The sequence below is a fragment of the Mesorhizobium sp. M8A.F.Ca.ET.218.01.1.1 genome, assembly GCF_004791165.1.
Lineage (GTDB): Bacteria > Pseudomonadota > Alphaproteobacteria > Rhizobiales > Rhizobiaceae > Mesorhizobium.
Genome location: NZ_SRUZ01000009.1, coordinates 237,301 through 250,349, shown reverse-complemented (window position 1 = coordinate 250,349; position 13,049 = coordinate 237,301). Strand labels below are relative to the sequence as shown.

Here is a 13,049-nt window from a genome sequence, read left to right as displayed (position 1 = left end):
TTTCCCGGTTAGGGCGTTGTACTTGTCGCCACTCCCCGCGGCGGAGCGCGACTAGCCTTCGGTATTCTCCACGCTCGGCAACCTCATCACGAACGGCGAGGGCACGCCGCGCTTCGTATTGATGAACACGCTTTTGGCTTCGAGATATTCTCGTATGGCTTCCTTGCCGTTCTCGCGTCCGATGCCGGAATTCTTGAAGCCGCCGAAGGGGGCAAGATAGCTGACAACGCGATAGGCATTGACCCAGACGGTTCCAGCCCGCAGTTTCGCCGGCATGTTGATCGCCCTTTCCAGGCTCTGCGTCCATATGCCGGCCGCGAGGCCGTAAAGCGTGTCGTTCGCGATCTGGATGGCTTCTTCGTCCGTCTTGAAGCGGATTACCGACAGGATCGGCCCGAAGACCTCTTCCTGAGCGATACGCATGCCGTTATTCACTTCGGTGAAGATAGTTGGTTGTACGAACAGACCGTTGCCGAGCCCCTCAACGCGCTCGCCGCCTAATACGCATTTGGCGCCCTCGCTCCTGGCGATGTCCATATAGGCGAGAATCTTTTCAAACTGGGGCCGTGTGGCGATCGGCCCAACATCGGTGTCGTCAGACATCGGGTCGCCAAGTCTAGCACTGCCGGCGAAAGCAACGAGCTTGTCCACGAAGGCATCGTGGATGTTGTCATGGACCAGCAGCCGCGAGCCTGCCATGCAGGTTTGACCGGCTGCGGCGAAAATGCCGGCCACCGCGCCCTTGACCGCATCGTCCAGGTCAGCGTCCTCGAAGACGATATTCGGCGACTTGCCGCCCAGCTCCAGCGAGATACGCTTGAAGGACTTTGCAGCCGCCTGGTAGACCGCACGCCCGCCGCCTTCGCCGCCCGTGAAAGCGATCCGTTCTACTAGAGGATGATTGACCAGCGCCTCCCCGACCTCGTTGCCCATGCCGGTGACGACATTGATGACGCCCGAAGGGAACCCCGCCTGCTCGAAGAGCTCGGCCAGATAGAGCATCGACGCGGAGGAATATTCCGACGGCTTGACAACTACGGTGTTGCCAGCGGCAAGTGCGGGAGCAAGCTTCCATACGGTTAGGACGAGCGGCGAGTTCCACGGCGAGATTGCAGCGACCACTCCGATTGGCTCATAGCGGATGTAGTGCATCATTCCGGGCCGCTCGGGTGGCGTCACGGCGCCTTCCACCTTGTCGGCCAAGCCGCCATAGTAATAAAACCACTCCGGAAGATAGCGCATCTGGCCGAGCATCTCGGCGAGCAGCTTGCCGTTGTCGCGAACCTCCAATTCCCCCAGTTTCTCCGCGTTTGCGGCGACGAGGTCACCGAGCCTGTAGAGGAGACGCCCGCGTTGGGTGGGCGTCATCTCCGCCCACGCCCCTGTCGTAAAGGCGCGGTGCGCAGCCCTGACCGCCTGATCGACGTCACGTGCCGTGCCGCGAGGCACCCGAGACCAGACTAGCCCGGTATACGGATCGATGCTGTCGAAATAGTCGCCACCCGCTGGTGGTGTTGACTGCCCGTCCACGTAAAGGGCGAGCGTCTCTGTTTTTTCGCTTCGAACATACACGGGTGGCCATCTCCCCTTGACACCTATATCTTCTATAGCAGAAAATTTAACCGATGGAAGAGAAATCTTTCATAGAAGATTCACGTCTTCAGTAGAAGATGGCACAGTTCGTTGACTAAAGCGGGCGGCGGCGTTCAAAGGCTGGATTCAGTCACCGAGAGCGAAATGTGACATCTGCGATGCCAATGCGTAGAGTGACGCGAATGATTTGGGCGGAAAATTAGAAGATGAAAACACCCGTAGCACCCCGAAGCACCGGACAAGACGCCGTCAGCCGCGTGTTCGGTGATCGTGTCCGCACGATACGCGAACAGGCAAACCTCACGCTGGAGCAGTTCTCGAAGCTGTCCGGCGTGAGCAGGGCAATGCTGTCGAAGGTCGAGAGAGGCGAGAAAAGTCCAACCATCGGTGTTGCGAAGCGTATCGCTCACGCTTTGGGTGCATCGTTTTCAGCTCTTCTCGGGGACGAACCTGCTTCGCGTCGGGCCTTCGCCTTGGTCACGAAGGACCAGAGGCAGGTGTTCCGGGATCCGGAAACGGGATTCGAGCGCTTCCTGCTGTCCCCAATCATGGCCGGCATGACCGTCGAAGTCGTCCTTCATCGCCTGCCTGCCGGTACGTCGACGGGCCGATTGCCGCCTTACCCGTCAGCCACCGGCAAGCATGTCGTGGCGTCCCGGGGACGTGTAGTCGTGGGCACTCCAGAGAATGAGACTGTCCTTGAGGAGGGCGATGCGCTCTACTTTGAGGCGGATGTACAGCATTGGTTCGAAAACCGGACCGACAAGCCAGCGGAGTATTACCTGATAATTTCGGCTCCCGCCCCCAACCGGCTCTCTTGAGCATATGGATCGGCCCAGATCGTCAAGGCGGGCTGGTATCGGGAGGTCGGGGTAAAGAGTCTCGACAGCCACGCGGTACGCTCCATGCTTGGAGCACGAGCTCAACTCGTCGGAATGCGGGTAGAGGTCACCAACCAAATTAGGCGCATTCTCAACAAATGGCGTTGTTCTTTCAAGACGAACGGGCGAACCGTTCGGACGGCTCGTGGATGAGATGTGCGACGATAGCAACCCTTGCTCACCCTCGGCACACGTTAATATTTATGCGACCGCCATGTCTCTCAAAGATCGAACCGATAACAGCGGCAAAAAATTGTGGCTCGTATTCGAGGCCAGAGTTGGAATTTTGCTGTTGGCGACCTCTCTGAGTGACCGAGTTCAACTCGATAGAGACGCAACTCGGCAAAGGCCGCGCGCCCGACAGCGCGGCGCCGAGCACATCCGGCTGTATCAGCACGAGAACGGCGTGGGCCCTGCGATCAACGGCGCGGTTTAGGCGCTGCGGTTCCCGTTCACCATGACGCTGAAGCGGCGCGCTCTGGCACGCGCGCTGATGGTCACCCCCTTTCCGCGCAAGCTGCCCGATGTCTTGAGCGTCGTGAGTGGTTCACGGTCGGCTGCGCAATCGTGCGCGCCACGAGTGAACCCGACTTACTGCCGCTCATACCAGACATCAAGAAGTCGGTTGCCGACCATAGAAAATAGACGATCCAGCGACGGCTCGGGCGTTGTCTTTTGAGCAACACAGAGCCGCCAAGATAGTGCTACCGGCATCACCAGGTAGCCTGTAGTCTGCTTGCAGTGACATCGAGAATGGGAGCTCGAGGGTGGCTAGACAAGTGATAGTTCCGAAGAATTCACCGCCGCCGCTTGGTCCTTATTCACCGGCAACCAGGGCTGGTGATACGATCTATGTCGGCGGCGTGCTGCCGACGGATGCCGAGGGAAAGTTGGTCGGCGATGGGGATGTCGCGGCCCAGACCCGTCATGAGCTTGAGCTCATCAAATCCGTGCTTGAAGCGGCCGATGCTTCGCTTGATGACGTGGTGTTCAATCAGGTCTTGCTGCGCGACATGAGCGATTATGCGGCGATGAACGCGGTCTACAGAACCTATTTTCCCAAGGATCCGCCAGCGCGATTTTGTATCCGTGCTGATCTCGTGAAGCCGGAATTTCTGGTGGAGATCATCGCCACAGCGCATGTTTCGAGACGAGGGTAGGTAAGTCAACGACGACAAAGCGTGGGCGAACCACGCTCAGATAAGGGGAACCAAAACTATGAGCAGACTGGAGAAGCTGATCGCCGACGTGTCGGCAGGACGGATTTCGCGCCGTGATTTCATTGCCCAGACCATGGCGCTCGGAGCTGCGAGTGCCACCTTGGGTTTGGGGTTTTCAACAAAGGCGAATGCCGGCGACATAACAGTCGGCTTCAGTTTCCCGAGCTTCGAACATTTTCGCTGGGCGCATGACCGTGCCTATTTCCAGGCGCGCGCCGACGAACTTGGCATGAAATACATCGTCCAGGGCGCCGAGGAGGATGTCTCCAAGCAGGACGCGCAGGTCGATGCGATGCTTGTCCAAGGCATCCAGGCACTCATCATCATCCCGGTCAACATCGATGCGGGAAAGGACCTTATCGAGCGGGTGAAGGCTGACACCAACATTCCCCTGATCTCCTACAACTATGTCATTCCATCTCCCAAGCTGGACTACTGGTGCGCCCGCGACAATTATCTCGTTGGTGAAATCCAGGCCAAGCAGGCGCTGGCGCAGGCCAAGAAGGGCAATTGGGCAATCGTCAGCGGTCCAAGCGGCGTCGATGTCGCACGCCAGAAGACGGAAGGCGCGCTGCGCGTGCTGAAGCCCTTCATCGACTCGGGCGAGATAAAGATCGTGTCGCATGAATGGCACGACGCCTGGCGTGCCGAAGGTGCGCTGGCGCAGATCGAGAACGCCTTGACCAAGACCAACAACGATCTTCAGGCTGTTGTGGCCAACGAGGACGGCATGGCGCTTGGCGCCCTTCGCGCTCTTACCGAACAAGGGCTGGCCGGCAAGGTCTGGCTGTGCGGTGAAGATGTCTTTCCCGAAGTCGGTCGCGAGATCGTCAAGGGCAACATCGCCATGAGTGCGTGGACGGATCTCATACAGATGGGCCGTGCCGCCGCCGACGCCGCATTCGCGCTGGCGCAGGGCAAGAAACCGGAATCCAACGACAAGGTGACGGTCGAAGGCATCGACGTGGCGGGCATGCGTATCCAGTCGCGCGGCGTGGATCGTGCCAACCTGGCCGAGTTCCTGAAGCTGACCGACTGGCTGAAGCCGGAAGATGTCGGCCTTTGATCTGGTTGAAACTCCCGAGCGTTTGACATGGTGCAGTATGCAGAGCGCGTTGGACGCGCGAAAGGTTTCGGTTCCGCCGATCAAGCCGCCCCGATCGTGAGGCTGAGCGATATCGCTGTCCAGTTCGGAGCACAGCGGGCACTCGGCGGCGTGTCGCTCGATATCAGGCGCGGCGAGGTCATCGGTCTTGTCGGCGCCAATGGCGCCGGCAAGAGCACGCTCGGGCGCGTGATTGTTGGAGAGGTGCCATTCGGCGGCTACAGCGGCCGTATGGCAATGGACGGCATTGAAACCCGCTTCGTGGATACCCAGCAGGCGCATCGGGCCGGCGTCGTCCTGATCCATCAGGAAGGCGCCGGCGTCGAACAGCTCACGATCGGCGAGAACGTCATGTTGACGATCGAACCCAATGCGCGTGGCCTCATAGACTGGACATCGCTTCACCGGCAAGCGGGCAAGGCACTGTCGGAACTGGGCGTCGACACCGACACCTGTGCTACCCTTGGGGCGCAAGGCGGTGTCGCCTTGATGGAACTGGTCGAGATAGCCAGAGCGATCGCGCGCGGGGGGCGCGTGTTTGTGTTCGACGAATCCACCGCGGCTCTGGGCGCCGACGAAGTGACGATCCTTCTTTCGAGGATGCGGGACCTGGCTGCAAAAGGCGCGGCGATCATCTTCATCTCTCATCACCTCAATGAGGTGCTTGCGGTTTGCGATCGCATTGTCGTGCTTCGCGATGGCCGCAAGGTGCTGGACGCCCCACGCGCGACCGAGACGCATGCATCGGTGATCGCGGCCATGCTCGGTCGCGACACCTTCGAGCATACAATGCGCATGGAAAATCCGGGCCATCCGCACGATGGTCCCGAGGCGCTGGGGCTCGGTGCCTGGAAGGTGGCACGATCCGAGAAATGCCGGCTGTCACTTGGGCCGATTGAGTTCGGCGCGCTTAGAGGCGAGATCCTGGGTGTCTACGGACCGTTGGGATCAGGCAAGACGGAACTGCTCCATTCGATCTTCGGGCTGCTGTCGGAGGAAACGACCGGTCAGATGCGCCTGAGCGGCGAAGCGTCGAGGCCGTTTGCCAATGCGCGCACCGCCCTGGGCCGCGGCGTTGCACTGGTTTCCGCCGAACGGCAAAAGGAAGGCATCGTTGCTGAACTGTCGGTTCTCGACAACATGCTGCTTGGGCATGGCCGCGCCGACCTGGTTCGCCACAAACTCTTCATCCGCCATAACAGCGAGCGTCGCTTGTGCGAGCAACTGGTCGAGGAACTCGGCATCAAGATCGACAACCTCGATCAACCCATCAGCTCGTTGTCGGGAGGCAATCAGCAGAAGGTTGTGCTTGCACGGGCGTTGATCAATCGGCCTCAGGTTCTTCTTCTCGACGAGCCGACACGCGGCATCGACATCGGCGCGCGCCAGGATGTGTACCGCTGGATGCGCAAGATCGCAGCCGAAGGCACGACCATCATCGTGAGTTCCCTCGAGGAAGGGGAAATCCTGACTTTGACCAGTCGCGTGCTGGTTTTGCGTGACGGAAGGCAGGACGCCATTGCGGATACTCAGGGAATGAGCGAGCATCAATTGACTGTTCTTGCCGTTGGGGGAGGGCTGCATTGACCTACGAAGCCTCAGACCCGCAGGCCTTGCCTGCTGAACTCAAGGTAGAACGCGCCGAGACGGGCCGTCGCCGCAGGTTGCTGCATCAGGCGCGGTCAGCTGGAGGTTTGCTGCTGGCGGTCGGCCTGGTCTGGCTCATTCTTTTCATCACGACCGACGGCGTGTTCATCAGCGATCGCAACCTCATCAACCTGATGCGCCAGACCTCGGTGACGGCCATGGTCGCGCTTGGCATGCTTGTCATCATTGCGCAGGGCGAAATCGACCTGTCGGTCGGCTCGTTCCTGAGCCTTTGCGCCACCGTGATAGCGCTCATGGAATCCTGGGCGGGATTGCCTGCTCCGGTCACCATTCTTGCCGCTCTTGTACTTGGCGCAATCGTTGGCCTGTGGAATGGGCTGTGGGTTGCGCGACTGGGCGTGCCGGCCTTTGTCACCACCTTGGGCGGCATGCTTGCGTTTCGCGGCATATCGCTCGCGATCTCCGGCGGCAACACCATTTCGGGAATTCGCGGCGACATCCGTTTCTTCGGCGAGGCGTTCATCACCGGCCCACCGCTGTGGTTGTTTCTCGCCGGAGCCATGCTGGTCGCCATGGCGCCCTTGCGCCGCGTCGAAGCCAGGCGGCGGCCGAAAGACCTGATCAAGGTGGCGGCGGGCCTGCTCGCGGTCGCAGCACTTGCCTGGATGACCCTTTCCTACCGTGGTCTTCCCATGCCCGTAGCGTTGACACTGGTGATTGGCGGGGCACTTGCCTACGCATTGAAGAATCTCGTCTGGGGCCGTCATGCGTTTGCTGTTGGAGGCAATCGCACTGCCGCCAAAATCGCAGGCATTGCTGTCGGCCGGCAGATCGTTATCAGCTACCTCCTGATCGGGGTCCTGACGGCGATCGCTGCGCTGATGTTTGTCGGCAGGCTTGGCGCTGCGCCACCCGAGGCAGGCTACTTCCTCGAGCTCAATGCCATTTCCGCGGTCGTCATCGGTGGCGCCAGCCTCTATGGCGGCACCGGCACTGTGACGGGCGTGCTGCTCGGCGCGCTCCTCATGCAGAGCCTTTCAAACGGCCTGTCTCTGATGAACGTACCCTCGGCCTATCAAAACATCACCAGCGGCTTGGTGCTGATGTTTGCCGTCTATCTCGATGCGGTCGCAAAGCGGGGAGGTGTGCCATTCCTGCGTCAGTAAATCCGTCCGACATGTTGCTTCGCTCGGCGGCCTGGACCTTGTTTGCGGCGGGGTTCCTGTCGAAGCGGCTTGCAGCCGGCGTCGAGCGGATAGGGCATCTCATTGCGGCCAGGCGTCATTGGAAGACGTTCGACCTAGGTGCCGTTGCAATCGAGGTCCCATCCGATTGGGGCAACGTGGAAGTCACCCCTGGTGGATATGTCGTGCACAATCGGGCCGCCGGCGCGCGCGTTGACGGCGATGCGGTCTGGTATTCGTCGGCTATCGAACTGCACATCGGCGCGGCTCAGCGGCGACCGCACCAGGCCAACGCTGCCTTTGCCTATCGGCACCGGGTTTTCGCATCTGCGTCCGGCCCGGTCCGCCTTACATTGGCAATCGCGTGTGGGGTCGGCCAGGCCCAGCGTAAGATCGCGTTGCGGGTGTTCGAGCAAGCCAATTCACGGGCCGGTCTCGACCTTTTCTGCAAGGATGCGTTGACCGCGCCGGACACTGATTTGGCGCCGCTGACACATGACCGCGTCGCGGTGATCCATTCGCATCCAATCAAGGTCAATCCACGACCCGGCGCGGCAAGACCGTGAACGGCTACAACGGAATTAGAGAAGGGATACGTCATGATCGAAGGTCATTTCATCATCAACCCAATCGCCCACGCTTACGATCTGTCTGACGCGAACCTGCAGCCGAATCCCTATGGCCGCGGCCTGCGCGACCTCCTGGTCAAGCTGCATCTGGTCTGGAACCCTCCGCACTTGCGTGTTCCAGCCGAGGTCTACATGTCCAACTGGCCGGTCGAGGCCGTGGCGCGGACACTCTTTCTCGAGACCGATGTCGATATGGCCGCCAATATGTATCTGCGGCTGGATTCCTGGTTTCGCGACGGGCTGTGCTCAAGGGCTAAGAACGTCGAAGCTGCGACCCGATGGCCGGAGCGCTATCTCACCTATGTCGGTGTCAGTCCGACACAGGGGCTGGAAGTCTGTCTGAGCGATCTCGAAGACCAGATGAAAGAGCTGCCGAATTCGATCGGTCTCAAGCTATATCCCGATGAGGTCGAACCGTTCCGCAGCTGGCGAATGGATGATCCGAAGCTGGCTTATCCTCTGTTCGAGCGCGCCCAGGAACTCGGCATCAAGACCGTCGCCATCCACAAGGCCATTCCCAATGGGCCGGTGCCGATAAACCCCTACAGGGTCGACGACGTCGATGGTGCCGCGATCCATTTCCCGGGTCTCAATTTCGAGATCGTCCATGCCGGGCTCGCTTTCGTCGACGAGACGGCGCACGCCATCGCGCGGTTTCCCAACGTCTATGCCAATCTGGAGATCACCAGCCTGCTGATGCATCATGGTCCCGGCATGTTCAGCGAGATTCTGGCGCAGTTTCTTTTCTGGGGCGGCCCTGAAAAAATCATCTATTCCGATGGCACGCTCTTTTGCCACACACAGCCGCTTCTGGAAAAATTCTGGAACCTCGAATTCAGCGAGGAACTCATGGCAAAATACAATCTCAAGCAGCTGACGAAGAGCGAGAAAGCGCTGATCCTCGGTGGGAACTACGCCCGCATCGTCGGTCTCGACATCGAGAAGGCCAAGGCCGCGATCGCCGACGACGAATTTGCCAAGGAACGCCGGCGGACTGGCATCCAGAAGCCATATTCGAACTGGCTTCGGATGTATGAGGAAGAGCGGCAAGCGGCGAGCGGCAAGGTGAGGGCGCTGGCATGACGGGGACCCTGGACGACCAGATCGCCGAGGCGCTTGGCTCGGTCTACGATCCGTGCAGCCTGGCCTCGAATGCGCCCGTCAGCATCATCGATATGGGCTTGATCAAGAGCTGGACCGTCGACGATGTCGGCAATCTTCGTGTGACGATGTGTGTCACATCGGCCTGCTGCACGATGGCGCCGAATATCGTGCGCGGCGCTGTCGCGGCGCTGACGGCCATCCCCGGGATCAAAGCGGCCGATGTTCAGATCGACCCCAGCGTATTTTGGACCCCCGACTCGATGACGGAGCGTGGCCGCGAGACGTTGCGCCGGCGACGCGAACAATCTCTGGCGCACACGAAGACGACACCGCAGCAGTGGCGACAGCAGGTCCCCTCATGACATTTTGGCCGTTGCCAAACCGGGATGACGGCGAACCAGAAACCGGCAGGAAGTTGAACGATTGGATCTGACGGCACTCAGGTACTTCTTCGAAACCGCGCTCGCGGGCTCTATCCGCCAGGCGGCCGAGCGTGTCCACGTCGCGCCGTCCGCCATTAGCCGTCAGATCGCCAAGCTCGAGCACGAACTGGGGACGGCACTTCTCGAACGGCGGTCGAACGGCGTCCGGCTCACGCCGGCGGGAGAACTGCTTGCCAAGCAAATGCAGCTGACCGTGCGCGATATCACGCGCGTCAGAAGCCAGATCGACGAGTTGAAGGGACTGCGGCGGGGCGAGGTCTCGCTCTGGTGTATCGAGGGGTTGGTCGACAACTACCTGCCGGATGTAATCGGGCGTTTTACGCAGCAATATCCCGAGATAACGTTCAACATCGTCATCACCAGCACCGACCGTATCGTGCAGGCGCTCATCGCCGACGAGGCCGAGATCGGTATCGCGCTCAACGCCTCTCTCAAACAGCCCATCGTCAACAGCGGCGGCTGGTCCGAGCCGGTGCAGGCCATCGTGGCTCCAGGTCACCCGCTCGCCAATCGCACCTCGGTTACCTTGTCGGAGTTGACCGAATTCAAAGCCGCCTTGCCGGATACGACCTTCGGCGTGCGTCGCCTGGTCGATCGCATCCTTGAAAGCCAGGGAACGGTGCTGCGGGTTCTTGCGACGACCAACTCGATCCAGATGACGGCATCCATCGCGCGGCAGGGAATTGCTTTTACCCTGATGCCCTATTTCGCCGTGGCGCGAGATTGCGCGGCCGGGTCTCTCGTGGCGGTGCCACTGGCGGAGACCGAAATGGAGATGGCATGCGTGGAATTCTGCACGCATGAGAGCCGCCGTTTGCCGCTCGCGGCGCGCGAGTTTCTGAACTTTCTGAAAAGCTCCGCGCCGGCATCGCATAACCCGCGCAAGAAACGCCTGCACGCGGTGGCATGAGAGCGGAGCAAGACAGTCGACCATCGAATCCGGCTGAGAGCACAAGGCGAAAATGACGAGATCGGACCGACGCTGGCCTGTGGTCATGGGGCTGGGCGTCACCCAGATCATCAATTGGGGTTCGACCTTCTACCTGCTGGCGGTCCTGGCCCAGCCAATTGCCAAGGATACATCCTGGCCGCTGCCTTGGGTCGCCGCGGGGCTTTCGGTAGGTCTGCTATCGGCTGCCCTGGTATCCCTGAAGCTGGGCTCGGCCATACGAAAATATGGCGGCAGGAACGTCCTCGCCGCCGGATCAATCGCGATGGCATTGGGCATGGCCGTCATGGCCTGGGCACCCAGCCTGGAAATCTATCTTGTTGCCTGGGTCTTGCTTGGTTTCGGCATGGCGGCCGGTCTCTATGATGCCGCCTTTGCGGCGTTGGGCTCCATCTATGGCCGCGGCGCACGAAGCCTCGTTGCCTCCCTGACGCTGATTGCGGGTTTCTCCAGCACGATCACCTGGCCTATGAGCGTCGTGATCCTGCATTATAGCGGCTGGCGCGGCGTCTGCCTCGCTTATGTTGCGCTGCATGTGCTGGTTGCCTTGCCGCTCCATTTGCTGATGCTTCCCAAGCACACCTCGCCTCACGCTCCAGACACTGGTGGAGAGGCTGGAACAGCTCCCCTCTTGGCATTGTCCGAGCGTCCAAGTTTTTTGATAATGGCGTCGGCACTGACCACGATAAGTACGATCGCCGCCGTCTTGTCGGTTCATGTCATCGCCATGATGACCAGAAACGGCCTGGCTTTGGATACGGCGGTTGGGCTAGCCGCCTTGATCGGGCCATCGCAGGTGCTGGCGAGATCCATCGAGGTCGCGGCTGGCCATCGCTACCAACCACTTTGGACGCTGCTGGCGGCTGCGACGTTGATCTTGCTCGGGCTTGCGATACTGCTTCTGGTTCCATCGCTGGTTTGGCTGGCTTTGGTCATTTACGGGGCCGGTGCGGGGATAGGTTCGATCGCGCGCGGCACCGTGCCGCTGTCGATCTTCGGCGCCGCTCGCTACCCGAGCATCATGGGGCGTTTGGCCTTTGTGGGACTGCTCGCACAGGCCGCGGCCCCTCCCATTGCCGCCATGATCCTGATAGCCAACCCGGATTTGCTCGCCATCCTGCTCGTGGCTCTGGCAGCGCTGGCTGTCGCCTTTGTCGTTTGTTTGTTGAACTTCAAGAGGGACCGTGATCAGTTGGTGCCTTCATAAAGCTGAGATACCGATCCGAAAGGCCTGGGGCGGTCTTCATGAAGAAATGGCAGGACCGCGGCGATGAATTCTTCCGGCAGGACCTGAGAGCAGGCATGTCCGCCGCGCGGCATGATCTGTAGTCGAGCACCTGGAATAAGCTGCGCCAGCTGGCGTGAGAAATATGCGGGCGTCAGGAAATCATCCTGCGCGCAAAGCACCAGGGTCGGCGCTGAAATCCGGCCCAGATCCTGCTCGCGGTCGAAGTTCATCACCGCATCGCAGCGGCTCGCCGCGATCGTCGCTGACGGGAAAGATGGCAGCGATGCGGCATCGGCTGCATCGAGCATCACGGCGTTCTGGTTGATCCACCAGTCGGGAAACAGGAAGAACGCAGTGGCGCTGATATATTCGGCGGCGGTTGGCGATTTCAGCAGGGCCTTTCGGCATTCGAAGACGCGACGCATGAATGCGTCGCACTTCGTCCATGTGGCATAGAGCACCAGCCTGTCTATGCGCTCGGGATGATCGATCGCCAGGACCTGTCCTATCGCACCGCCGGTGGAATGGCCGACAAGGTGTGCCTTGTCGAGCTTCAGGTGATCCATGAGCCCGAGAAGATCGTCGGCCATCTGTCCGACGGAATAGTCGATTTCCGACCGGCTGCTGCGTCCGGTCCCCCGGTGGTCGTGGACGATCACGCGGAAGTCTTTCGAGAACTGACGAATTTGCGGCTGCCAGTAGGCGCCCAACCCGCCAAGGCCGGCGACCATCAGCAGCGGCGGACCTTCGCCGTAGACGTCATAGTGGATTTCTCCGGTGCTAAGTTTCGCCGTCGGCATTCCACGTCTCCATCTGATGTGCGATTGCCGAAGCCCCGTCAGCCCGGCAGGACTGCTGATGACACCGGCAACGGCAGCAGCGACGGCTTCTGAATGGGTGTCAGCGGCCGACGATGTTTTCGCCGGCAAGGATGCCTGTCCGGGCGTGCATGGTGGTAGCGCAATGTTGGCTTTGCCGTGTTGCCCAGAACGTATCACCGGCCGGGCTGGGCAACCCCCGGGGGCAGCGGGATTGCGTTGCCGCAAGGGCAACGCCAGGCCGCCAACACGGCGCTACCAGCGGCGGCTGTTCTTCTGCGATGGTT

Annotated in this window: 12 protein-coding genes; 10 read left to right on the top strand and 2 right to left on the bottom strand. The window is 60.6% G+C overall.

The window, feature by feature from the left end; all coding sequences use genetic code 11:
• Nucleotides 1-51: 51 nt before the first annotated feature.
• Nucleotides 52-1,572 carry an aldehyde dehydrogenase gene (locus EN861_RS29095; RefSeq protein WP_135866943.1) on the bottom strand — a complete coding sequence of 507 codons (1,521 nt, stop codon included), beginning with the start codon at nucleotides 1,570-1,572 and terminating at the stop codon, nucleotides 52-54.
• Between the two features lie 227 nt (nucleotides 1,573-1,799).
• On the opposite strand from EN861_RS29095, the gene EN861_RS29090 reads away from it, so the two are divergent.
• The 10 genes from EN861_RS29090 to EN861_RS29040 all read left to right on the top strand — a co-directional run bounded on the left by EN861_RS29090 (nucleotide 1,800) and on the right by EN861_RS29040 (nucleotide 11,923).
• The gene (locus EN861_RS29090; protein ID WP_135866941.1) at nucleotides 1,800-2,414 is read left to right on the top strand and encodes an XRE family transcriptional regulator; all 615 of its coding nucleotides are present in this window, start codon (nucleotides 1,800-1,802) and stop codon (nucleotides 2,412-2,414) included.
• An 827-nt stretch (nucleotides 2,415-3,241) separates the two neighbouring features.
• Complete coding sequence (locus EN861_RS29080; RefSeq protein ID WP_135866939.1) at nucleotides 3,242-3,634, top strand: Rid family hydrolase; 393 nt, start codon at nucleotides 3,242-3,244, stop codon at nucleotides 3,632-3,634.
• 58 nt (nucleotides 3,635-3,692) lie between these two features.
• On the top strand, nucleotides 3,693-4,760 hold the full coding sequence (locus EN861_RS29075) for a substrate-binding domain-containing protein (RefSeq protein WP_135866937.1): 1,068 nt from the start codon (nucleotides 3,693-3,695) through the stop codon (nucleotides 4,758-4,760).
• Nucleotides 4,761-4,787: 27 nt separating this feature from the next.
• Nucleotides 4,788-6,386 carry a sugar ABC transporter ATP-binding protein gene (locus tag EN861_RS29070; protein WP_135866935.1) on the top strand — a complete coding sequence of 533 codons (1,599 nt, stop codon included), beginning with the start codon at nucleotides 4,788-4,790 and terminating at the stop codon, nucleotides 6,384-6,386.
• Nucleotides 6,383-7,573, top strand: a complete 1,191-nt coding sequence (locus EN861_RS29065) for an ATPase (protein WP_135866933.1) — start codon at nucleotides 6,383-6,385, stop codon at nucleotides 7,571-7,573. Before EN861_RS29070 ends, EN861_RS29065 begins: the two co-directional genes overlap by 4 nt.
• Before the next feature lie 11 nt (nucleotides 7,574-7,584).
• Complete coding sequence (locus EN861_RS29060) at nucleotides 7,585-8,157, top strand: hypothetical protein (RefSeq protein ID WP_135866931.1); 573 nt, start codon at nucleotides 7,585-7,587, stop codon at nucleotides 8,155-8,157.
• 33 nt (nucleotides 8,158-8,190) lie between these two features.
• The gene (locus EN861_RS29055; RefSeq protein ID WP_135866929.1) at nucleotides 8,191-9,303 is read left to right on the top strand and encodes an amidohydrolase family protein; all 1,113 of its coding nucleotides are present in this window, start codon (nucleotides 8,191-8,193) and stop codon (nucleotides 9,301-9,303) included.
• Complete coding sequence (locus tag EN861_RS29050; RefSeq protein WP_135866927.1) at nucleotides 9,300-9,686, top strand: iron-sulfur cluster assembly protein; 387 nt, start codon at nucleotides 9,300-9,302, stop codon at nucleotides 9,684-9,686. The genes EN861_RS29055 and EN861_RS29050 overlap by 4 nt, the downstream gene beginning before the upstream one ends.
• Nucleotides 9,687-9,747: 61 nt before the next feature.
• Nucleotides 9,748-10,677 (top strand): LysR family transcriptional regulator, encoded by a 930-nt coding sequence (locus EN861_RS29045; protein ID WP_135866926.1) that lies wholly within the window; start codon nucleotides 9,748-9,750, stop codon nucleotides 10,675-10,677.
• An 85-nt stretch (nucleotides 10,678-10,762) separates the two neighbouring features.
• The gene (locus tag EN861_RS29040; RefSeq protein WP_245512138.1) at nucleotides 10,763-11,923 is read left to right on the top strand and encodes an MFS transporter; all 1,161 of its coding nucleotides are present in this window, start codon (nucleotides 10,763-10,765) and stop codon (nucleotides 11,921-11,923) included.
• Here EN861_RS29040 and EN861_RS29035 read toward each other — a convergent pair.
• The gene (locus EN861_RS29035) at nucleotides 11,905-12,990 is read right to left on the bottom strand and encodes an alpha/beta fold hydrolase (protein WP_189343766.1); all 1,086 of its coding nucleotides are present in this window, start codon (nucleotides 12,988-12,990) and stop codon (nucleotides 11,905-11,907) included. The genes EN861_RS29040 and EN861_RS29035 overlap by 19 nt on opposite strands.
• Nucleotides 12,991-13,049: the final 59 nt, after the last annotated feature.

Excerpts from the sequence above, each read along its gene's own strand:
- EN861_RS29050 (WP_135866927.1), top strand. The coding sequence starts at position 9,300 with ATGACGGGGACCCTGGACGACCAGATCGCCGAGGCGCTTGGCTCGGTC.
- EN861_RS29070 (WP_135866935.1), top strand. The coding sequence starts at position 4,788 with ATGGTGCAGTATGCAGAGCGCGTTGGACGCGCGAAAGGTTTCGGTTCC.
- EN861_RS29060 (WP_135866931.1), top strand. The coding sequence starts at position 7,585 with ATGTTGCTTCGCTCGGCGGCCTGGACCTTGTTTGCGGCGGGGTTCCTG.
- EN861_RS29090 (WP_135866941.1), top strand. The coding sequence starts at position 1,800 with ATGAAAACACCCGTAGCACCCCGAAGCACCGGACAAGACGCCGTCAGC.
- EN861_RS29040 (WP_245512138.1), top strand. The coding sequence starts at position 10,763 with ATGGGGCTGGGCGTCACCCAGATCATCAATTGGGGTTCGACCTTCTAC.
- EN861_RS29075 (WP_135866937.1), top strand. The coding sequence starts at position 3,693 with ATGAGCAGACTGGAGAAGCTGATCGCCGACGTGTCGGCAGGACGGATT.
- EN861_RS29055 (WP_135866929.1), top strand. The coding sequence starts at position 8,191 with ATGATCGAAGGTCATTTCATCATCAACCCAATCGCCCACGCTTACGAT.